The organism is Nonomuraea fuscirosea (assembly GCF_035917475.1).
GTDB lineage: Bacteria > Actinomycetota > Actinomycetes > Streptosporangiales > Streptosporangiaceae > Nonomuraea > Nonomuraea fuscirosea.
In genome coordinates, this window is the sequence record NZ_CP109074.1 from 2841081 (window position 1) to 2861782 (window position 20702).

Sequence of the window (20702 nt, forward strand, 5' to 3'; positions counted from 1 at the left end):
GGAACAGCCCGGAAACACCCGTCAAGGGGTCGTTACGTTCTCGTTAATGTCCTGGAGGGTCCACCTATCGGGGGAAATTTCCACCTGCTAGTTCCCACGCCTCAGAGTGAGCCATACTGTGCACGTTCACAGAACGTTTTCCAAGGGGGATGGATGTATCCGGAGCGTCCTGCCGGAATCGCCTATGGCGGCGACTACAACCCGGAGCAGTGGCCGCGCGAGGTCCTGGAAGAGGACGTGTCCCTGATGCGCGAGGCCGGGGTCAACCTGGTCAGCCTCGGCATGTTCTCGTGGGCGCTGATGGAGCCCGAGCGGGGGCGCTACGCGTTCGGCTGGCTGGACGAGGTCATCGACCGGCTGCACCGCGCCGGCGTGGCCGTCGACCTGGCCACCCCGACCGCGGCCCCGCCCGCCTGGCTGGTGGCCGAGCACCCCGACGTGCTGCCGGTGACCAGGGAGGGCCTGCGGATCGGGTTCGGCGGCCGGCAGAGCGCGTGCTCCAGCGCCCCCGCCTTCCTGGAGGCGACCGCGGGGCTGGTGCGGGCGCTGGGCGAGCACTACCGGGGCCACCCCGCCGTGGTCATGTGGCACGTGCACAACGAGTACGGCGCGCCGCTCGGCGAGTGCTACTGCGAGCACAGCGCGGCCGCCTGGCGGAGCTGGCTCGAAGCCACCTACCAGGAGATCTCCGCGCTGAACGAGGCGTGGGGCGGCACGTTCTGGGGCCAGACCTACACCGACTGGTCCCAGCTCGACGCCCCCCGCGCCAACCACACGGTCGTCAACCCGGCCCAGCGCCTCGACTACGCCCGCTTCAGCGACGGTCAGCACCGCGCGCACTACGCGCTCCAGCGCGACATCCTGCGCGAGGTGGCCCCCGGCGTGCCGGTGACCACGAACTTCGCCGGCACCGTCAACTGCAAGTCCACCGACCTGTGGCGGTGGGCCCGCGAGCTGGACGTGATCGCCAACGACCATTACCTCCAGGCCGAGCGGCCGGACAACCACATCGACCTGGCCATGTCCGCCGATCTGGCCAGGTCCGTGGCGGGCGGCGAGCCGTGGATGCTGATGGAGCACTCGGCCGGCGCGGTCAACTGGCAGCCGCGCAACCTCGCCAAGAGGCCGGGCGAGATGCGCCGCAACAGCCTCGCGCACGTGGCGCGCGGCTCGGACAGCGTGCTGTTCTTCCAGTTCAGGGCCTCGCGGTTCGGGGCGGAGAAGTTCCACTCCGGGATGGTGCCGCACGCGGGCGCGGACTCCGCGCAGTGGCGCGAGGTGGTCCGGCTGGGCGCCGACCTGCGGCGGCTGGCCGGGGTGCGGGGGAGCCGGGTGCGGGCCGAGGTCGCGATCGTCTGGGACTGGGAGTCGTACTGGGCGCTGGAGCTGGAGTGGCGGCCGTCTGTGGACCTGAAGTTCAGGGAGCGGGTGGACGCCTTCTACGAGGCGTTGTGGCGGGAGCACGTCACGGTGGACTTCGTCCACCCTTCCGCTGATATTTCGGGGTATCGGGTGGTGGTCGCGCCCAGCTCGTACCTGCTGACCGAGGCCTCCGCCAAGAACCTGCACCGGTACGTGGAAGCGGGCGGCAACCTGCTCGTGTCGTACTTCTCCGGCATCGTGGACGAGCACGACGCCATCCACCCCGGCGCCCACCCGGGCGCGCTGCGCGAGCTGCTCGGCCTGTCGATCGAGGAGTTCCACCCCCTGCGCGCGGACGAGACGGTGGAGCTGACCGGCGGCGGCGCCGCCCGGATCTGGTCGGAACGGGTCCGCCCCGCGGGCGCGACCACGCTGCGCGGCTTCGCCTCGGGACCCGACGCCGGCCACCCCGCCTTCACCCGCCACGACCTGGGCGCGGGCGCCGCCTGGTACCTGGCCACCGCCCCGGTCACCGGCCTGCGCGACCTGCTCGCCCAGGTGCTCGGCCACGCGGGCGTCTCCCGCCCGCACGGTCTCCCCGACACCCTCGAACTGGTGCGCAGGGGCGACCACCTCTTCCTGATCAACCACGGCGACCAGGCCGTCACGGTCGAGGGGGTGAGCGGTGTGAACGTGTTCGACGGCGTACGGCACGACGGGCCGGTCACCGTCGCGGCCGGAGAGGTCATGGTCGTCGTGCCGCCCCCCAACCCTAGGGAGATCCGATGAAACGCATGCTCACCGCCCTGCTGTTACTCGTCGCCCTGGCCGCCTTCCCGGCCGCGCCCGCCGCCGCCCAGACGGGACCCCAGACAGTGCCTCAGACGGGGCCTCAGACGGGGCCTCAGACGGGGCCTCAGACGGGGCCTCAGACAGGGCCTCAGACGGGGCCCGGCCGGCTTCCGATCAGAGGCGCCGACGTCTCCAGCCTGGCCAAGTCGGAGGCGTACGGCGGCGTCTACCGCGACGCCCGCGGGCGCAGGGGCGACGCGCTGGCCATCCTGTCCGAGGCCGGGCTCAACTACATGCGGCTCAAGGTCTGGGTGAACCCCGCCGACGGCTACAACACCAAGGCCAGGGTGCTGGCCATGGCCAGGCGGATCAAGGCACACGGCATGCGCCTGCTCGTCGACTTCCACTACTCCGACACCTGGGCCGACCCGGGCAAGCAGTTCAAGCCCGCCGCCTGGGAGGCGCTGCCCTTCGACGGGCTCAGGCAGGCCCTTTCCGACCACACCTTCGACGTGCTCGACGCGCTGCGCCGCCAGGGCACCACGGCCGACATGGTGCAGATCGGCAACGAGATCAACGGCGGCCTGCTGTGGCCCGACGGCTCCAACGCCGACTGGCCCAAGACGGCCGCGCTGCTCAACGCCGGCTACGACGCCGTCAAGCGGGTGTCCAGGAAGACCCAGGTCGTGCTGCACCTGGCCGACGGCGGCGACAACGGGCTCTACCGGTGGTGGTTCGACAACGCGCGGGCCCACGGCATCCGGCACGACGTGATCGGCATGTCGTACTACGCCTTCTGGCACGGCACGCCGGAGAGCTTCCAGGCCAACATCGACGACGTGGCCGTCCGGTACGGCAAGCCCGTGGTCGTGGTCGAGACCGCCTACCCGTTCACCACCGGCGACGACGACGGCTGGCCGAACATCATCACCGCCGCCGAGCCCTACCCCGGCTACCCGGCGACCCCGCAGGGGCAGGCGGCGATGCTGGCCAAGGTGGCCGACATCGTCCGCGCCGTGCCGAACGGCCTGGGCCTGGGCCTGTTCACCTGGGAGGCCACCTGGACGGGCGTCCAGGGCAACGGCTGGGATCCGGCCGACCCGGCGTCGGGCAACGGCTGGGAGAACCAGGCCCTGTTCGACTACGACGACCGGGCGCTCCCGGCGATGACGGTCCTCGGCCGCCGCTGATCGTGGCCCCGCCCAGGGGGCCGCCACGCCGATCGGGGCATGATGAGCGCATGACGATCTCAGCAGACGAACTGCTCACCACGACCAGAAGTGTCCGCAAGCGCCTCGACCTGACCCGACCGGTCCCGCTGGAGCTGGTCAGGGAGTGCCTGGAGATCGCCCTCCAGGCGCCCACCGGAGGCAACTCGCAGGGCTGGCACTGGGTCGTGGTCACCGACGCGGACAAGCGCGAGGCCATCGGCGACTACTACCAGCGCTCCTGGCGCCGCTACTACGAGTCGGGCGGCTCGGCCCGGCGGCTGTTCGAGGACGATCCGGTACGGGCGGCGACCCAGCAGCGGGTCTCCGACAGCGCCGGCCACCTCGCCGAGCACATGGGCGAGGTGCCGGTGCTGGTGATCGGCTGCATCAGCGTGCCCGGCCTGCCACAGGGCAATCAGGCCGGGCTGTGGGGCTCGCTGCTCCCGGCCGCCTGGAGCTACATGCTGGCCGCCCGCTCCCGCGGCCTGGGCACCGCGTGGACGTCGCTGCACCTGGCGTACGAGAGCGAGATCGCCGAGCTGCTCGGCATCCCCGGCGACGTCCGGCAGGGCGTGCTCATCCCCACCGCGTACTACACCGGCGAGACCTTCGGCCCCGCCAAGCGCCAGCCGCTGGACGAGGTCCTTCACGTCGATCACTGGTAAACGCCCGCGCGGTGAGGGCAGAGTGGACTCCTGTACCTGATGTGAGGAGGGCCCCCTGTGAACTCTTTGCCGCTGCTGCCGACGTCCCTGGTCGGCAGCTACGCCCAGCCCGAATGGCTGATCGACCGCGCCCGGCTGGCCGGCCGGTTCCCGCCGCGCGTGCGGGCCGCGGAGCTGTGGCGGATCCCGCCCGACCGGCTCGCCCAGGCCCAGGACGACGCCACCGAGCTGGCGATCAGGGCGCAGGAGCGGGCCGGGCTGGACATCCTCACCGACGGGGAGATCCGGCGCGAGAGCTACTCCAACCATTTCGCCACCGCATTGGAGGGACTCGACCTCGACAACCCGGGCACGGCGCTCGACCGCAGCGGGCATCCCAACCCGGTGCCGCGCATCGCCGGGCCGATCCGCAGGCCCCGCGCGGTCGAGGTCGACGACCTGCGGTTCCTGCGCGCCCACACCGACCGGGTGGTGAAGATGACGGTGCCGGGGCCGTTCACGATGAGCCAGCAGGCGCAGAACGACCACTACCCCGACGCCGAGGCGGCCGCGATGGACTACGCGGCGGCGGTCAACGCCGAGATCCGCGACCTGTTCGCCGCCGGGGCCGACATCGTGCAGATCGACGAGCCGTACATGCAGGCCAGGCCGGAGGCGGCGCGGGCCTACGGTCTGGCGGCGCTGAACGCGGCGCTCGACGGGATCACCGGGATGACGGCGGTGCACATCTGCTTCGGGTACGCGGCGATCATCCACGAGCGGCCCGAGGCGTACTCGTTCCTGCCCGAGCTGGCCGGTTGCCCGGTCCGGCAGGTGTCGATCGAGACCGCGCAGTCGGGTCTCGACCTCGGCGTGCTGTCGGACCTGAAGGACAAGACGGTCATCCTCGGCGTGATCGACCTGTCCACGCCGGAGGTGGAGCCGGTGGAGGTGGTGGCGGGGCGGGTGCGCAAGGCGTTCTCGTGGACGTCTCCCGAGCGGATCGTCATCGCCACCGACTGCGGGATGAAGTACCTGCCGAGGGAGTCGGCCGAGGGCAAGATGCGGGCCATGGCGGGCGCGGCCCGGCTGCTGAGGGGCGAACTGGGCGTGTCCTGAAATTTCCTGATACTTCGCGCGCGGGTCGGGGCGGCCCCATTAGGATCATGGCGCCAACGCCCCGAACCGTCGCAAGGAGCTCCCCGTGCCCGAGAGCGAGCAGGAAAGCGCGCCCCGCGGGATCGACACCAGCAAGCCGAGCGTCGCCCGTGTCTACGACTACATCCTCGGAGGCAAGGACAACTACGCCAGCGACCGCCACGTGGCGGCCGCGATGCTGGAGATCGCGCCGGACGCGCCGCAGGCGGCCGCGTCCAACCGCCACTTCCTGCGCCGCACGGTCCGCCACCTGGCCGGCGAGGTGGGCATCCGACAGTTCCTCGACATCGGCTCCGGACTGCCCACGCAGGGCAACGTGCACGAGGTCGCCCAGTCCGTCGCCCCCGGGGCGCACGTCGTGTACGTCGACAACGACCCCATCGTGCTCGCCCACGGCCGGGCCCTGCTCGCCGTGGACGAGACCACCACGATCATCGAGGCCGACGCCCGCGAGCCGGAACGCATCCTGGACGACCCGCGGACCCGTGACCTGATCGACTTCACCCGGCCGGTCGGGCTGCTGCTGTTCGGCATCCTGCACCACATGTCGGACGCGGAGGACCCGGCCGGCATCGCGGCCCGCCTCATCCGGCCGCTCGCTCCGGGCAGCCACGTGGTGATCTCGCACTTCCAGAACCCCGGCCAGGCGCACCCCGAGGTGGCGGAGCAGGCCGTCAGCGCCGAGCGGGTGTTCAACGAGCACCTGGGCACGGGCCGGTGGCGCACCCGCGAGGAGATCCTCGCCTTCTTCGACGGTCTCGAACTGCTGGAGCCCGGCCTGGTGCCGCTGCCGGAGTGGCGTCCCGAGCCGGACGAGGAACTGCCCGAGCTCGGGATCACGTATCACACCTTCGCCGGAGGCGTGGCCCGCAAGCCGTAGCCCCTCGCGCCGGGCCGGCCCAGTAGGTCAGCCCAGTAGGTCAGCCCAGTAGGTCAGCGCAGTAGGTCAGCCCGGCAGCTTGTTGGCGGCGACCACGTCGCGGAACCAGCGGGCGCTGTCCTTCCAGCTCCGCTCCAGCGTGTCGCGGTCCACGCGGACGATGCCGAACCGCTTGGCGTACCCGTGGGCCCACTCGAAGTTGTCCATCAGCGACCACACGAAGTACCCCCGCACGTCCGCCCCGCCCGCGATGGCCTCGCTCACGGCGCTCAGGTGGCGGTGCAGGTAGTCGACGCGGTCGGCGTCGTGCACGAGCCCGTCGGAGGAGACGGGGTCGGGGAAGGCGGCGCCGTTCTCGGTGATCATCGTGGGCAGGTCCGGGTAGTCGCGGTGCAGCCGCAGCAGCAGCTCGGTCAGCCCGGTCTCGTCGATGTTCCAGCCCATCTCCGTGTACGGCCCCGGCTGCTGGACGAACTCGACGTCCTCGCACGCGATCCACGGCGACGCGGCCCCGTCCTGGTGCCCGTCGGCCGTCTCCCTGGGGCTCGAACCGTCCCAGGCGCGTACCAGAGTGGGGTTGTAGTAGTTGACGCCGAGCACGTCCAGCGGCTGGCAGGCGGTGGCCTCGTCGCCGTCGCGGACGAACGACCAGTCGGTCACCGAGGCGGTGTCGGCGATCAGGTCGCGCGGGTAGGCGCCCTCCAGCATCGGGCCGAGGAAGGCCCGGTTGGCCAGCCCGTCCGCGCGGCGGACCGCGTCGGCGTCCCGGTCTGCGACGCCGCGCACGTGGTGCAGGTTGAGCGTGACGGACATCTGCGCGTCCTTGGCCGCGGTGGAGCGCAGCGCCTGGACGGCCAGGCCGTGGCCCAGGTTCAGGTGGTGCACGGCGGCCAGCGCGGCGGCGGGGTCGGTCCTGGCCGGGGCGTGCACGCCGGAGGCGTAACCCAGGTAGGCCGAGCACCACGGCTCGTTCAGCGTGATCCAGGTCCGCACGCGGTCGCCCAGCGCCTCGCCCATGAGGCGGGCGTACTCGCCGAAGCGGGCCGCGGTGTCGCGCTCGGGCCAGCCGCCCGCGTCCTCCAGCTCCTGCGGCAGGTCCCAGTGGTAGAGCGTGGCCACCGGGGCGATGTCCCTGGCCAGCAGTCCGTCCACCAGCCGCTGGTAGAAGTCCAGGCCGGGCGCGTTCACCGCGCCGCGGCCGCCCGGCTGCACGCGCGGCCAGGAGATGGAGAAGCGGTAGGCCCCGACGCCGAGCGCGCCGAGCAGGTCGAGGTCCTCCTCCAGCCGGTGGTAGTGGTCGCAGGCCACGTCACCGGTGTCGCCGTGCGCCACCAGGCCCGGCGTGTGGGAGAAGGTGTCCCAGATGGACGGCCCGCGGCCGTCCTCGTTCCAGGCTCCCTCGACCTGGTAGGCGGCGGTGGCGGTGCCCCACACGAAGTTCTCGGGGAAGGCGGTCATGTCACTCCTTGGCGCTGAGGCTGATCTCGATGTGGTCGGTCCCGGGCGCCGCGGCGGCGTGTGTCCCGGCGTGGCGCAGGTTCCAGGGGGCGGGAGCGCCCTCGATACGGCGGGCGCGCAGGCGCGAGCCCGCCCGGGACACCTCGAACACGGCCGCGGAGCGGCCGTCGGGTGCGGGAACGGTGACGGTGGCGACCTCGCCGTCGGCGAGCTCGTAGGCGGTCAGGGTGACGCCGCCGGCGTAGTCGTAGTCGGGCCGGTCGTCGCGGGCGCCGGTCGCGATCACCGCGCCCGGCCGGACCAGCAGCGGCAGGCTGTCGAACCCGTGCCGCTCGGTCCGCCAGCCCGGCCCGGTGACGCGCTCCCCGTCGAGCAGCCGGGTCCACGTGCCCGCGGGCACGTAGTAGGAGACCTCGCCGTCCGCCGACAGCACCGGCGCGACCAGCAGGTCCGGGCCGAGCAGGTACTGGGCGTCCAGGTGGGAGCAGGCCGGGTCATCGGGGAAGGCCAGCGGCATCGCCCGCATCATCGGCAGGCCCTCCTCGGTGGCCTGCACGGCGGCGCCGTACAGGTAGGGCATCAGCCGCGCCTTCAGCCGGGTGAAGGCGCGCAGCACGTCCACCGACTCCTCGTCGAACAGCCACGGCACCCGGTAGGAGCCGCTCCCGTGCAGCCGGCTGTGCGAGGACAGCAGCCCGAACGCCACCCACCGCTTGAACACGGCCGGGTCGGGACGGCCCTCGAAGCCGCCGATGTCGTGGCTCCAGAAGCCGAATCCGCCCAGGCCCAGCGACAGCCCCCCGCGCAGCGACTCGGCCATCGCCTCGAACGTGGACTCGCAGTCACCGCCCCAGTGCACCGGCAGCCGCTGCCCGCCGACCGTGGCCGAGCGCGCGAACAGCACCGCCTCGGCGGCGCCGCGCCGCTCGGCCAGCACGTCGTGGACGGTCTGGTTGTAGATCAGGCTGTAGTAGTTGTGCATCCGCTCCGGGTCGGAGCCGTCCGCGTAGGCGACGTCGGTCGGGATGCGCTCGCCGAAGTCGGTCTTGAACGCGTCCACCCCCATGTCGAGGAGCCCTCGCAGTTTGCCCGCGTACCACTCGCGGGCGGCGGGCGAGGTGAAGTCCACCAGGGCCCGGCCCGCCTGCCAGTGGTCATCCTGCCAGACCGTGCCGTCCGGCCGGCGCAGCAGGTGCCCCGCCGCCGCCCCTTCGTCGAACAGCGCCGACGCCTGCGCGATGTACGGGTTGATCCACACGCACACGCGCAGCCCGCGCTCCTTGAGCCGGCGCAGCATGCCCTCGGGATCGGGGAAGACCTCGGGGTCCCACTCGAAGTCGCACCACCGGTACTGCCGCATCCAGAAGCAGTCGAAGTGGAAGACGCTGAGCGGCAGGTCCCGCTCGGCCATCCCGTCCACGAACGAGGTCACCGTGGCCTCGTCGTAGTCGGTGGTGAACGAGGTGGACAGCCACAGCCCGAACGACCAGGCGGGCGGCAGCGCGGGCCGGCCGGTCAGCGCGGTGTAGCGGCGCAGGACGTCGGCGGGCGTCGGCCCGTACACGACGAGGTACTCCAGGTCGTGGCCCTCGACGCTGAACTGCACCCGCGACACGCTCTCCGACCCGACCTCGAACGACACCCGGCCGGGATGGTTGACGAACACCCCGTAGCCCCGGTTGGTCAGGTAGAAGGGCATGTTCTTGTAGGCGATCTCGCTGCTGGTGCCGCCGTCCTCGTTCCAGATGTCGACGGCCTGGCCGTTGCGCACGAGGGGGCCGAAGCGCTCGCCGAGGCCGTAGACGAGCTCGCCGGCGCTCAGCCGCAACTGCTCCACCATGAAGTGACGGGAGTCCTGGTCGTGCATGACGCCCAGGCTCCTGCCCGCGCTGCGGGTCAGCTCGCGCCCGCCGGCGCTGAAGGACAGGTCCCAGGGCGCCTCCCGGCCGGCGCGGACGGTGAGGGCGCCGCTGGTCAGGCTCGCCCGCTCGGAGTCCACGGAGATCTCGACGCCGGGGTGGTCGTCCCGCACCTCGAAGACGGGGGCGGCCGGTACGGATCCGGCCAGGTGCACGACGCGGACGCGGACGACGTCCGGCATCGGCGCGGACAGGTCCACTCGCAGGACCGGCCCGTCGATGGTGTTGCCGCGGCGGAGGATCTCCCTGGTCGGGGCGAGGATCCGGAGCGATTCCGGCTCGGCCGTCACGTCGTGCGCGCTGGTGGCGTAGTCGGCCCGGACTCCTGGACGCATCCGCCAGTAGCCGTCTTTGAACTTCATCTCGATCCGTTCTCGTGTCAGGGCCGGCGGCGCAGCGCGGCGACCGCGCGGGGGGCGAGCGTGACGGCCTCCCGCGCGGGCGTGCCGGTCAGCAGGTCCTCGGCCGCGTCCTGGACCGGCACCCGTACGGTGGTGGCGCCGTGGTTCAGCAGGAACAGGACCTCGCCCCGGCGCACGGCCTCGACGCCGGGCGGCAGGTCCGGCACCGCTCCCTCCACGCCCGCGTCGGCCAGCACCCGCGCGGCGAGGGCGCCGAGGGCGGCGGGCTCGGGCATGGTGCCCACGTACCAGGCGACGCCGTCGTCCCCGGCGCGGTGGCGGGTGACGGCGGGGCGGCCCGCGAGGTCGCCCTCGGTGAACTCGGCCACCACCTCGGCGCCCTCGGCGCGCAGCAGCTCGGTCCACGTGCTCGCGGTGAACTCGGCGCCGCCGCTCCACCGGCAGCGCACCGGCCGGTCGTCCGGCGCGGGCAGCCACTCCTCGCCGGCGGCGCCCAGCACCTCGCGCAGCGGCGCGGGGAAGGGCCCGGTGCGCACGTGCCCGCGCGGATCGACCACCCCGGAGAACGGCCCGACCACCAGCACGCCGCCGCCGCGCACGTACGCCGACAGCGCCCGCGCGTCCTCGTCCGCGACGAGGAACAGGTTCGGGACCACGACCAGCGCGTACGACGACAGGTCCGCCGACGGCGGCACCACGTCCACGCTCACCCCGCGCTCGAAGAACGGCACGTAGTAGGCGAGCAGCTGGTCCACGGCGTTGAGCCGGTCGCTGGGCCGCCCGCGCTCCTCCAGCGCCCACCAGTTCTCCCAGCCGAACACCATCGCCACCCGCGCCGGCACCGGCTCGCCCGCCAGCCCGGCCAGCCCGCGCAGCTCCTGCCCGTGCGCGCGCACCTCGGCGTGCAGCCGCGTGTCCGCGCCCGCGTGCGGCACCATCGCGGCGTGGAAGCGCTCGGCGCCGAAGCGCGAGGCCCGCCACTGGAAGTAGCACAGCCCGTCCGCGCCGTGGGCGACCGCCTGCAGCGACTCCAGCCGGAACTGGCCGGGCGGCTTGGGCAGGTTGTGCGGACGCCAGTTGACGGCGCTGGTCGACTGCTCCATCAGCATCCAGGGCCGTCCGCCCGCCAGGCCGCGCATGAGGTCGTGGGTGAGCGCCGTCCTGGCGGGGGAGAGGGGGTCGCCCGGCTCCGGATACCAGTCGTTGGCGACCACGTCCTCCTGCGCCGCGAACGACCAGTAGTCCGCCCGCTTGAAGAACCCCATGAAGTTCGTCGTGACCGGAATGCCGGGCGTGCGCTCCCGCAGCACGTCGCGCTCGGCGCGGAAGTGGCCGAGCAGCGCGTCCGAGCTGAACCGCCACCAGTCGAGCCGCTGCGACGGATTGACGATGTACGGGGCCCGCCGCGGCGGCAGGACCTCCGCCCAGTCGCCGTATCCCTGGCTCCAGAACGTGGTGCCCCACGCCTCGTTGAGCGTGCCGAGATCGCCGTACCGCGCCCGCAGCCAGCCGCGGAACGCCTCGGCCGACACGTCGCAGTGGCAGACCTCGCCCAGTTCGTTGCCCACGTGCCACAGCGCCAGCGCCGGATGGCCGGCGTACCGGTCGGCCAGCGCGCCGGCGATGGCCAGGGCCCGCTCGCGGTAGACGGGGGAGGAGGGGCAGAACTGGTTGCGCGAGCCGTACCAGAGGCGGTGCCCGCCCTCGTCCACCGGCAGCGTCTCCGGCCATCGGTGCCCCAGCCAGGGCGGCGGTGAGGCGGTCGGGGTGGCCAGGTCGACGGCGATGCCGTTCGCGGCCATCAGGTCGAGCACCCGGTCCAGCCAGCCGAAGTCGTGCCGGCCCGGCTCGGGCTCCAGCCGGGCCCAGCTGAACACCCCGACCGTGACCAGGTTGACCCCGGCCGCCCGCATCAGCTCGGCGTCCTCGGCCCAGACCTCCTCCGGCCACTGCTCCGGGTTGTAGTCACCGCCGAACAGCAGCCCGCGCCCCTCGGTGAGCGTGTGCATGCCCAGCCGTTCCGTCATGAACCCATTCCCCCTGTTTCCTTCCGCGCCGTACTGTCCCGTGGCGGCCCTGAGCTGTCCCCGGGCACCAGCCGGCAGGGCACGAGCCGCCCCTGCGGCGGCACGTCGCCCCGCAACCGGTCGATGAGCATCCGCGCCCCCAGCCGGCCCAGCTCGGCGCTGGGCGGCTCCATCGTGGTCAGCCGGGGGTGGAACATCTCGGCGACCCTGGCCGAGGAGAGCACCAGCATCAGCGTCAGATCGCGGGGGATGCGCCAGCCGCGCCGCGCCACGGCCGCGATCACGCCGACCGCGGCGTGGTCGTCCATCACGGCCAGCGCCGTCACGTCCGGATGCGCCTCGATCAGCCGCTCGAACGCCTGCCCGCCCTCCTCGGCCGAGCCGGGGCGGTAGTCGTCCACGTACGCCAGGCCCGCGGCGCGGGCGGCGGCGGCGAACTCCTCGCCCGCCCTGATCGCGGGGCCGTACTGGGCCGCGTACGTGCCGGTCGAGAGGTTGAAGAAGGCCAGCTTGCGATGCCCGAGCCCGGCCAGGTGCGCCACGGCGTCCCCGGCGGTGGCGGCGAAGTCGATGTCGGCGTGGTCGATCGGGCCCGGCTCGCGGGTCCGCCCGATCATGCTGAACGGCACCCCGGCCTCCAGCAGGAACTCCACCCGCGCGTCGTCGAGGCTGACCTCCATCAGCACCACGCCGTCCACCAGCCCGAGGCCGGTGAGGTGACGCAGCTCCTCGATCGGGTCGCCGGTCTCGGGCGACAGCAGCAGGTGGTAGCCCAGCTCGCCGGCCGCCTCGGCCGCCGCCGTGGCGAACCGCATCTCGGTCAGCCCGAAACCGCTGTGCGGGGCGGGGAACAGCAGCGCCAGGATGCGGGTGCGCTTGCTCTGCAGGCCGCGGGCCAGCAGGTTGGGGCGGTAACCGAGCTCCGCCGCGGCCTGCCGTACGCGCTGCCTGGTCGCCTCCGCCACCGGGCGGGTGCCGTTGAGCGCGGCGGACGCGGTGCTGACCGCGACCTGGGCGCGCGAGGCCACGTCACGTATCGAGGGCAAGGAGACTCCGGGAGGCGGCCGATATCGGGGGTCGAAACGTTTCGCATCACGCTAAAGTCCGCTTTGTGGGGATGTCAATGGCGGAAATACGGCCGACCGGAAAGGGGAATCCTCGAACGGACGCCAGGCGCCGGGGCTTGGGGGCCTCAGGGCGTCAGGGGGCTGTGGGGCCGGGGTGGATGATCCGGATGCGGGCTCCGGCGTCGTCGCGGCCCAGCAGGGCGACGAGGTCCGCGGTGCCGCCGGGCCCGTCGCCGGTCTTCCCGTCCCAGACGACGACCGCCCGCGGCCGCTCGTCCAGCGCGTACGCCTCCTCGGCCATCCACGCGTTGACCAGGACGAACACCTCGTCGCCCACCGCCGCCCCGGCCGGCAGGACCTCCACCTCCGCCCGCGCCCGCACCTCCTCGAACCGCGCGTGCCAGCCGGTCCCGGGCAGGTCGACCGACCGGCGGGCGAACTCGGCCGGCGGCAGCGCCAGACGCAGCCGCACCGCCGCGCCCCGCTCCAGGGCCAGCCCGGCGCCGATGAGGTCGGCGCCGCGCGCGCCGCCGCAGATCACGGTCGTTCCCGGCCCGACCTCCCACGCGTCGAGGGCCGCGCCCATCGCGGCCGTCACGGCCTCGACGCGGTGCTGCGGGAAGCGCGGCGGGACGCGGCCGGGGCGGTCCACCAGATGGCCGCCCACGACCAGGACTCGCCTCACTCCCGTCCCAGAGCGCGGAACGACTTCAGCACGCCGCGCAGGCCCGCCCTGACCCTGCGCCGTTTCTGCAACGACAAGCTGAGCTCCAGATCTCGGATGGTCGTCTTCAGTTGCTTGTCGGTTATGCCCCGTCTGCGGATCTGTGCCACCAGATCGCGCGCCAGTTCCACGTCCCCCTTGTCGAACGCCGCCCCCAGCCTGGTGGGCAGGGCCCAATCGTCCCGGGGCCGGTGCTCGACCCCGGCCTGACACGCGGCCAGGACGATCGTCGCGACCTCGGCCGCCCGCTCCTCGTCGCCCCTGCCGCCGCGCAGCCGGTAGAGCCGGGGCAGGTTGGAGGCCGGGTAGTAGTCGTTCAGGTCGAGCGTCATGCCCCGTTCGTAGGCCGCGATGGCCTGGTCCAGGTAGTCGCGCGACGTCTCGCCCGCCGACTCGTGCATGAGGTCCTTGTACCCGCCGCCGAGCAGCGTGTCGATGTAGGCGAGCACGTCCTCCCATTCGAGGTGGTCCTCGATCAGCCGGAGCAGCTTCAGCACCACGGACTCGCGGATGACCGGCTGGGCGCCGAAACGGGAGACCAGCGCGCGCGTCTTCTCCTGGCGCTGCCGCGGATCCGAGGTCAGCTGGATGGCCCGGACGTCTGCACGATGACCAGCGCCCCGAGATCGCTGTCGGCCCTGATCGCCCGGTAGCCGAGCTCCGTGAGCAGCGGCTCGTGCACCCGCTCCCACAACAAGTCGAAGTCCACCACCGCGGGAACGCCGTCGTCCACCCGCCCGGTGGGTTTCCTGCCGAACGGCATCACCATGAATGCCACGGAGTTGCTCATCGCCTGCACTCCCTGCGCTTGACGCGTCATTGCGTACGGATGCCGGGACCGGAGGGGTCAGGACCGCTCCGGCGCGGCCGGCCCGGCATCCGGCCCGGCATCCGGCCCGGCATCCGGCCCGGCATCCGGCCCGGCATCCGGCCCGGCATCCGGCCCGGCATCCGGCGGGGTGCCCTCCTGCCTCTGGAGCATCAGCTGGCCCCATCGGCCGTTCTCCATGCGGAAGATCCGCTCGATCCGTTCGACCCGCTCCTCCACGCCCGCCCCTGGTCCGGCGGCCTGCCAGTCGAGTGCCGCCGCGCGGAGGTTGCCCGCCGTGTCGCCGTACAGTTTGCGCAGCTGGGCGAAGCCGATCAGGGCCTCGAACGCCGTCACCGCGCCCGCCAGCGCGGCCAGGACGGCGGCGGCGACGCCGCAGGCCGCCCGTCCCGTGCCCGTGCTGAACTGCCCCGCCACGCCGAGCAGCGCCGACAGCAGCAGCAGCGTGTTGCGGACCAGGATCGACTGGTGGTGGGCGCGGTCGTACTCGCGCTCGCGCGCCTCGTAGAACGCCCGCTGGTCGTCGACGCGCAATTCGCGGTAGAACGCGCGGAACTGGGCGTCCCTGTCGCCGGCCCCAGGGCGTCCGGGCTGAACGGGCTCATCGGGCTCATCGGACTCTTCGGGCTCAACGGGTTCGCCGGTGCGCCGGCCGCTCATACCGGCTCCCGTTCCGGCTCCTCGCCCGCCTCGATCGCGAGCACGGCGCGGCCGAGCGCGAGCTCCCTGTCCTCGCCCGCGAACGCGCCCGTCCTGGCCAGATAGCCGAAGTACAGCGCCCGCAGCCGCTCCGCCCTGGCCCGGGCCGCGAGGTAGCGGTCGAGGGTCTCGCTCTCCCTGGCGTACCTGGTGCTGGTGGCCAGCGCGACCCCGATCACCGTGACCAGCACGGCGGGCCAGTGCTGTTCGGGCAGCACGGCCTGCAGCCCGCCCAGGCCCGTGATCATGGCCGGCCGAGCAGGATCAGGACCTGCTGGCGGCGGTAGCGGTTCTGGTCGCGCAGCGCCTCGGCGTCGTACCGCTCGAAGGCCGGGGTCAGCTCGCGGTCGAGGACCTCGAAGTCGGCGGCCAGCGCGGGATAGGCGGCCCTCCGGCCGGCCGGGATCACCGGCGCGGAGGCGGCCGGGGCACGCAGCGCGGGGAACCGCGCGAGCAGCGGCGGAGGTCTCACCATGTACCTCCCGCTACGGAGGGAGACGGCGTGATTGCAGACGCAATGTATGAGAAATCGGGGGGCCCGACAATGGCGCCGCCGCTACCTGACCGCATCCGGCCGCGCACGCCGGGTGCAGGCCCCCCGGTGACCCGCCCGCACACCGGGTACCGCTTCCGGTGACCCGCCCGCGCGCCGGTGACCGGCCCGGGTGGAGGGTGCCCGGGCCGGTCCCTTCCCGGTGGGTCAGTAGACGTACGGCCAGCCGGCCGAGTCCCAGCCGATCAGGTTCACGCCGAGCTTGGCCGTGCCGTTGTCCTGGCCGTCGTAGTAGTGGTAGACGAGCAGGTCGCCGTCCACGTCGGACATGACGCTCTGGCCGCCGGGCCCGATGTAGCGGCCGTGCGTCTCCAGCACCGTCGTGCCGCCGCCGGACGACATCGGCGTGCCGGACCGGTCGGCGTAGGGGCCGGTGGGGCTGGACGAGCGGCCGACCTTGATCTTGTACGTGCTGGAGGTGCCCGCGCAGCACCGGTCGTAGGAGGCGAACAGGTAGTAGTAGCCGCCGTGCCGGACGATGTCGGGCGCCTCGACGGCGTACGGGGAGTCGGGCCGGGTGGCCAGATGGTAGAGCGTCCGGTCGGAGGAGTGGCGCTTGCCGGTCGAGGGTTCGAGCCGGATCATCCGGATCCCCGTCCAGTACGAGCCGAAGCTCAGCCACCACCGTCCCGAGGAGTCGACCAGGAGGTTGGGATCGATGGCGTTGTGGTCGGAGCTCGTGGTGCTCGCGTAGACGACGCCCTGGTCGCTCCAGGAGCCGGGCTGGCCGGTCGAGCTGGTGGCCAGGCCGATGGCGGAGTGGTTGGAGCCGAAGCTGGAGACCGCGTAGTACATGAGGTACCTCCCGCCCTGCTGGGAGATGTCGGGCGCCCACGGGTCGTTGCCCGAGGAGTACGTCCGCCACCACGACGGCGGCGTGCGGAAGGCCGAGCCGGCCCGGGTGAAGGCGACGCGGTCGGTGGAGGTGCGCGCCTCCAGGTAGCCGTGTGTGGAGTAGAGCACGTAGTTGGACGAGGTGCGGATCATCGTGGGGTCGTGCACCAGGACGTCGCCGGTGACCCGGCCGGGGTTGGGATAGGCGAGCCCGGCGCCCGCGAGCGAGGCGGCGAGCGCGAGCACGGTCACGGGGGCGGCGACGAGACGGGATAGGCGACGCAAGGGTCCTCCTCGGATCGGGGGGCCGCCCACCTGCCGGACGCTGCGCCGTCGCGTCGTGGGAAATGTAGGCATGCGCTTTCCCGGCCGTCAATCCCGGCTCGCGAAGTGCTGAAACTTACATCGGAAGGCGAATCGACCGTCGCCGTGCTGAACTGCGGCGACACCGAGCCCTTGCCGCGAGGGTCTTGACAGGTCCTGTCCGCCCTCATACGTTCAGGCCGTTTCCGCATCCGATGTTAGCGCTAACATCGGCACCCGCAGGAAGCTGCGCCGCGCCATCCGACCCGGCCGGACCCACCGTCCGGCCGGTCCCCACCGTGCCGGTCCCACCGTGCCGATCACCAGCAGGCCGGTCACCAGCGGAAGGAGGTCACCTCAAGACCCGATACCAGAGGTTCGTGGCGTGCGGCACGTGGTCGACGCGGAGCCGTTCCAGCCTGACGTCCGTCCCGCCGGGACGGTCGAACAGGCGCACGCCGTCGCCGAGCAGCACCGGAGCCACGATCGTGAGGACCTCGTCCAGCACGCCCGCCCCCAGGCACTGCCGGGCGACGTCGGCGCCGAGCACGTTGACGTACTTGCCGCCGGCCGCCTCCTTGGCCGCCGCGACGGCCCGCGCCAGGTCGCCGACGAAGGTGACGCCGGGGACCGGCGAGCCGGGGGCACGGTGGGTCAGCACGAACTGGGGACCCTCCCAGCCGCCGCCGAACGCCTTGCCCTCCTTCTCGGTGCCCCGGTGCGGGTCGTCACCCCCGAACGTGCGCCGCCCCACCAGCAGCGCGCCGATCTCGCCGATCAGCTCGTCCACCAGCGGGTTCGGTCTCAGGTGCGGGGTCAGCCAGGACATGTCGCCGCCGGGCCCGGCGATGAAGCCGTCGGCCGACATGGTCACCGAGTACAGCAGTCTGCTCATGATCCACCTTTCCGTTCAGGATGTGGACGGCGGAGAGCGGCGGAACTCATCGGCGCGGCGGCGCGGTGGAGCCGCGCTGGATCAGCTCGATGGGGCCCGCCAGCACCTCGGCGATCGTGTCGTCCGGTTTCATGCTGCCCAGCAGGGTCACGCCGCGCCGGCCCAGCTCCGCCAGCGGCATCCGTACCGTGGTGAGCGCCGGATGGAGATAGCCGGCCAGCTCGAAATCGTGCACGGCCACGATGGAGACGTCCCGGGGGATCTCCAGCCCGGCCGTGCGCACGGCCTGCATCGCCCCGATCGCCGAGGTCACGTTCGCGACGAACACCGCCGTCGGCGGCTCCGGATCGGCCAGCAGCCGGGCCATCGCCGCCGCGCCGCCCGCCGGGGTGTAGTCGGCCGCCACGATCGGGCCCTCCGGCAGGCCCGCGTCGCCCATGGCCGCCGAGTAGCCGGCCGACCTGCGCGCCGCCGTGTCGGACCGCGACGGGCCGGCCAGGTGGGCGATGCGGCGGTGGCCGAGGAGCACGAGGTGCTCCACCGCGATCGCGGCGGCCCGCCGGTCGTCGAGGATGACGTACCGCTTGACGCTCCTGCTGCGGTTGTTGAGCATCAGCCACGGGATCGCGGACTGGTCGAGCTGGGCGATGAGCGAGGAGTCGTCGCCCGCACCCGCCAGCAGCAGCCCGTCGATGCGGCCCTGCCCGATCCGGTCCATGTACTCGCCCAGCCCCGCGCCCGTCGCGCTGCCCGTCACGATCACGTACCCCTGGGTCGCCGCCTCCGCCTCCGCGCCCTTGATGATCTCGGCGTAGACGGGGTTGGCGAAGTCGGGGATGAACAGCCCGAACATGTGCGCCCGCGATGTGCGCAGGCTGCGCGCGGCCACGTTGGGCCGATACCCCAGCTCCTCGATCGCCGCCAGCACCCGCTCCCGCGTCTCCGGCCGGATGTTGAGCGTCGGGTCCTTGTTGACGACGCGCGAGACGACGGCCCGGTCCACCCTCGCGATCGCGGCCACGTCGGCGAGCGTCACCCGCGTGCGCATCATGCCGCCGATCCCGGCCGCCGGCTCTCGCCGCTGTCCATCGACCGGTAGAGCGCGTCGAGCAGGCGCAGCGTGCCGAGGTTGTCGGCGCCGGACGTCTCCGGCTCGCCGCCCTCCGCGACCGCCGCGAGCAGCGACCCCATCGGCCCGGCCACCGCGTCGGGCAGCCAGCGCCGGGTCACCGGGTACGGCAGCCAGCCGTCGGTGGGCAGCACCCGGCTGCTGACCTCCAGGGTGTCGGGGCGGCCGTGCGGATAGTCGTACAGCAGGCCGAGCGTGCCCTTGATCGCGCCCTCGGTGCCGTCGACGCGGAAGGAAGCCTCCTGGTCGCCGGTGCGGTTCTCGTGGGTGGCGTGCACCAGCGCGCGCACGTCGCCGGGGAAGACCAGCGTGCTGATCGTCCGCGTCTCGCCCTTGGCGACCTGGCCCGGCGTGCGGCTGCCGGTGCAGAAGACGACCTCGGGATCGCCGAGGATCGAGCGGATCGCGTCCAGGTAGTGGATGGAGTGGTAGACGATCTCCAGCCGGTCGGTGGCGACCAGCCAGTCCCACGCGCTCCAGTCGGTGCGGATGTTCACGGTGAACGTCATCGCCGTCGGCTCGCCGATCCAGCCGGCGCGCACCATGGCGCGGGTGGCGGCGATGCCCTCGTCGAAGCGGAGCTGCTGGTTGACCGCGATCTTGCGGCCGGTGGCCGCGGCCAGGTCCACCAGGCCCTGGCCGGTGGCGACGTCGGGTGCGAACGGCTTCTGGCAGAGCACGTGCCGGCCGGCGGTCAGCGCCGCCCGCGCGACGGCCGGCTGGGCGTGCGGGGCGACCGCGATGTCGACGACGGTGGCCCGCTCGTCGGCCAGCAGTTCCTCCAGCGACGCGTACGTCCTGGGCACCCCGTGCCGGGCGGCCACCTCCGCGGCCCGCCCGGCGTCGAGGTCGAACAGCCCGGTCACCTCCAGCCCGGCCTGCCGGTAGGCGGGCAGGTGGGCCACGTCCACGATGGCCCCCGCTCCGACCACGGCGACCGGCAGGCGGTGCGCCGGCGGGATCGTCAGGTCGGCGGCGGCCGCGATGGGGGCGAAGACGTCGATCACGCGGCCACCTCCCCGATCCGGTAGAAGCGCGTCGCGGTGCCGCCGAGCACCTGCGCCTTCCCGGCCTCGTCCAGCCCGGAGAGCGCCACCCGCGTCTCCCGCCACACCCGCGCGTAGTCGCCGGCCAGCGTCACCACCGGCCAGTCGCTGCCGAACATGAGCCGGTCCGGCCCGAACAGCTCCACCGCGTGCTCCACGTACGGCCGCAGATCCTCGCCCGTCCAGTCCGGCGCGGCCGCGGTGTTCAGCCCCGAGACCTTGGCGTACACGCCGGGGCACGCCGCCGCGCGGGCCAGCAGCGACGCCCAGGGCTCCCAGCCCTTCTCCCTGATCGGCGGCTTGGCCAGATGGTCGATCACCATCCGCAGCCCCGGCACCCGCTCGGCCAGCACCGGAACGTGCTCCAGGTGCCGGGGCAGCACCGCGACCACGTCGAACGGCAGATCCGCGGCGGCCAGCAGCCGCAGGCCCTCGATCACCGTGTCCTGGAGCAGCCAGTCGGGGTCGGGCTCGTCGTGGATGAGGTGCCTGATCCCGGCGAACTTCGGATGACGCCGGTACCGCTCCAGCGCCCCGGCCGCCTCCTCCGGCCGCGTCAGCGGCACCCAGCCCACCACCGCGCCGACGACGTCGTACGCGTCGGCCTGGGCGAGCATGGCGCCGGTGTCGGCGGAGGAGTCCATCGACTGCACCAGGACCGTGCGGTCCACCCCCGCCGCGGCGAGCTGGGGGAGGAGCTCCTCCGGCTCGAACGTGCGGAAGATCGGCCCGGACTCCGGGGTCAGCCACGGGTACGAGCCCGTCTCCAGGTTCCAGAAGTGCTGGTGGGCGTCGACGACGGCCATGCAG

20 protein-coding genes are annotated in these 20702 nt (G+C 72.8%); 5 read left to right on the forward strand and 15 right to left on the reverse strand.

Translation table 11 applies throughout. The features are described from left to right. Positions 1–153 precede the first annotated feature (153 nt). The 5 genes from OIE67_RS12780 (at position 154) to OIE67_RS12800 (ending at position 6047) form a co-directional block, all read left to right on the forward strand. A complete protein-coding gene (locus OIE67_RS12780) occupies positions 154–2151 on the forward strand; it encodes a beta-galactosidase (protein WP_326639793.1) in 1998 nt (665 codons plus the stop codon). Continuing rightward, on the forward strand, positions 2148–3344 hold the full coding sequence (locus OIE67_RS12785) for a glycoside hydrolase family 53 protein (protein WP_326639795.1): 1197 nt from the start codon (positions 2148–2150) through the stop codon (positions 3342–3344). The genes OIE67_RS12780 and OIE67_RS12785 overlap by 4 nt, the downstream gene beginning before the upstream one ends. A 50-nt stretch (positions 3345–3394) precedes the next feature. Beyond that, positions 3395–4030: a nitroreductase family protein gene (locus OIE67_RS12790; RefSeq protein ID WP_326639797.1), complete on the forward strand. Its 636-nt coding sequence runs from the start codon at positions 3395–3397 to the stop codon at positions 4028–4030. Positions 4031–4087: 57 nt separating this feature from the next. Continuing rightward, complete coding sequence (locus OIE67_RS12795; protein ID WP_326639799.1) at positions 4088–5128, forward strand: hypothetical protein; 1041 nt, start codon at positions 4088–4090, stop codon at positions 5126–5128. 85 nt (positions 5129–5213) lie between these two features. Then, complete coding sequence (locus OIE67_RS12800) at positions 5214–6047, forward strand: SAM-dependent methyltransferase (RefSeq protein ID WP_326639801.1); 834 nt, start codon at positions 5214–5216, stop codon at positions 6045–6047. A gap of 66 nt (positions 6048–6113) precedes the next feature. Here OIE67_RS12800 and OIE67_RS12805 read toward each other — a convergent pair whose 3' ends face one another. The 15 genes from OIE67_RS12805 to OIE67_RS12875 form a co-directional block, all read right to left on the reverse strand. Continuing rightward, a complete protein-coding gene (locus OIE67_RS12805; RefSeq protein WP_326639803.1) occupies positions 6114–7505 on the reverse strand; it encodes a GH1 family beta-glucosidase in 1392 nt (463 codons plus the stop codon). Position 7506: 1 nt separating this feature from the next. Next, positions 7507–9786: an alpha-xylosidase gene (gene yicI / locus OIE67_RS12810; RefSeq protein ID WP_326639805.1), complete on the reverse strand. Its 2280-nt coding sequence runs from the start codon at positions 9784–9786 to the stop codon at positions 7507–7509. Between the two features lie 17 nt (positions 9787–9803). Next, positions 9804–11813, reverse strand: coding sequence for a beta-galactosidase (locus tag OIE67_RS12815; RefSeq protein ID WP_326639807.1), 2010 nt, complete (start codon positions 11811–11813; stop codon positions 9804–9806). After that, positions 11810–12859 carry a LacI family DNA-binding transcriptional regulator gene (locus OIE67_RS12820; RefSeq protein WP_326639809.1) on the reverse strand — a complete coding sequence of 350 codons (1050 nt, stop codon included), beginning with the start codon at positions 12857–12859 and terminating at the stop codon, positions 11810–11812. The genes OIE67_RS12815 and OIE67_RS12820 overlap by 4 nt, the downstream gene beginning before the upstream one ends. A 154-nt stretch (positions 12860–13013) precedes the next feature. Beyond that, a complete protein-coding gene (locus OIE67_RS12825) occupies positions 13014–13565 on the reverse strand; it encodes a hypothetical protein (protein WP_326639811.1) in 552 nt (183 codons plus the stop codon). Further along, positions 13562–14101 (reverse strand): tetratricopeptide repeat-containing protein, encoded by a 540-nt coding sequence (locus OIE67_RS12830; protein ID WP_326639814.1) that lies wholly within the window; start codon positions 14099–14101, stop codon positions 13562–13564. The genes OIE67_RS12825 and OIE67_RS12830 overlap by 4 nt, the downstream gene beginning before the upstream one ends. 83 nt (positions 14102–14184) lie before the next feature. Next, positions 14185–14394, reverse strand: coding sequence for a hypothetical protein (locus OIE67_RS12835; protein WP_326639816.1), 210 nt, complete (start codon positions 14392–14394; stop codon positions 14185–14187). Between the two features lie 57 nt (positions 14395–14451). Further along, complete coding sequence (locus tag OIE67_RS12840) at positions 14452–15093, reverse strand: SLATT domain-containing protein (protein WP_326639818.1); 642 nt, start codon at positions 15091–15093, stop codon at positions 14452–14454. Then, positions 15090–15380, reverse strand: a complete 291-nt coding sequence (locus OIE67_RS12845; protein WP_326639820.1) for a DUF4231 domain-containing protein — start codon at positions 15378–15380, stop codon at positions 15090–15092. The genes OIE67_RS12840 and OIE67_RS12845 overlap by 4 nt, the downstream gene beginning before the upstream one ends. Next, the gene (locus OIE67_RS12850) at positions 15377–15607 is read right to left on the reverse strand and encodes a hypothetical protein (RefSeq protein WP_326639822.1); all 231 of its coding nucleotides are present in this window, start codon (positions 15605–15607) and stop codon (positions 15377–15379) included. Before OIE67_RS12850 ends, OIE67_RS12845 begins: the two co-directional genes overlap by 4 nt. Positions 15608–15832: 225 nt before the next feature. Further along, positions 15833–16804 (reverse strand): arabinan endo-1,5-alpha-L-arabinosidase, encoded by a 972-nt coding sequence (locus tag OIE67_RS12855; protein ID WP_326639824.1) that lies wholly within the window; start codon positions 16802–16804, stop codon positions 15833–15835. A gap of 370 nt (positions 16805–17174) precedes the next feature. Further along, complete coding sequence (locus tag OIE67_RS12860) at positions 17175–17717, reverse strand: dihydrofolate reductase family protein (protein WP_326639826.1); 543 nt, start codon at positions 17715–17717, stop codon at positions 17175–17177. 46 nt (positions 17718–17763) lie between these two features. Further along, complete coding sequence (locus OIE67_RS12865) at positions 17764–18768, reverse strand: LacI family DNA-binding transcriptional regulator (RefSeq protein WP_326639828.1); 1005 nt, start codon at positions 18766–18768, stop codon at positions 17764–17766. Next, positions 18765–19853 carry a Gfo/Idh/MocA family protein gene (locus tag OIE67_RS12870; RefSeq protein WP_326639830.1) on the reverse strand — a complete coding sequence of 363 codons (1089 nt, stop codon included), beginning with the start codon at positions 19851–19853 and terminating at the stop codon, positions 18765–18767. The genes OIE67_RS12865 and OIE67_RS12870 overlap by 4 nt, the downstream gene beginning before the upstream one ends. Next, a complete protein-coding gene (locus OIE67_RS12875; RefSeq protein WP_326639832.1) occupies positions 19850–20698 on the reverse strand; it encodes an amidohydrolase family protein in 849 nt (282 codons plus the stop codon). Before OIE67_RS12875 ends, OIE67_RS12870 begins: the two co-directional genes overlap by 4 nt. Positions 20699–20702: the final 4 nt, after the last annotated feature.

Coding starts and splice junctions, on each gene's coding strand:
- OIE67_RS12780 (WP_326639793.1), top strand. CDS start 154: ATGTATCCGGAGCGTCCTGCCGGAATCGCCTATGGCGGCGACTACAAC.
- OIE67_RS12785 (WP_326639795.1), top strand. CDS start 2,148: ATGAAACGCATGCTCACCGCCCTGCTGTTACTCGTCGCCCTGGCCGCC.
- OIE67_RS12790 (WP_326639797.1), top strand. CDS start 3,395: ATGACGATCTCAGCAGACGAACTGCTCACCACGACCAGAAGTGTCCGC.
- OIE67_RS12805 (WP_326639803.1), bottom strand. CDS start 7,505: ATGACCGCCTTCCCCGAGAACTTCGTGTGGGGCACCGCCACCGCCGCC.
- yicI (WP_326639805.1), bottom strand. CDS start 9,786: ATGAAGTTCAAAGACGGCTACTGGCGGATGCGTCCAGGAGTCCGGGCC.
- OIE67_RS12815 (WP_326639807.1), bottom strand. CDS start 11,813: ATGACGGAACGGCTGGGCATGCACACGCTCACCGAGGGGCGCGGGCTG.
- OIE67_RS12835 (WP_326639816.1), bottom strand. CDS start 14,394: ATGAGCAACTCCGTGGCATTCATGGTGATGCCGTTCGGCAGGAAACCC.
- OIE67_RS12840 (WP_326639818.1), bottom strand. CDS start 15,093: ATGAGCGGCCGGCGCACCGGCGAACCCGTTGAGCCCGAAGAGTCCGAT.
- OIE67_RS12845 (WP_326639820.1), bottom strand. CDS start 15,380: ATGATCACGGGCCTGGGCGGGCTGCAGGCCGTGCTGCCCGAACAGCAC.
- OIE67_RS12850 (WP_326639822.1), bottom strand. CDS start 15,607: ATGGTGAGACCTCCGCCGCTGCTCGCGCGGTTCCCCGCGCTGCGTGCC.
- OIE67_RS12860 (WP_326639826.1), bottom strand. CDS start 17,717: ATGAGCAGACTGCTGTACTCGGTGACCATGTCGGCCGACGGCTTCATC.
- OIE67_RS12865 (WP_326639828.1), bottom strand. CDS start 18,768: ATGATGCGCACGCGGGTGACGCTCGCCGACGTGGCCGCGATCGCGAGG.
- OIE67_RS12875 (WP_326639832.1), bottom strand. CDS start 20,698: ATGGCCGTCGTCGACGCCCACCAGCACTTCTGGAACCTGGAGACGGGC.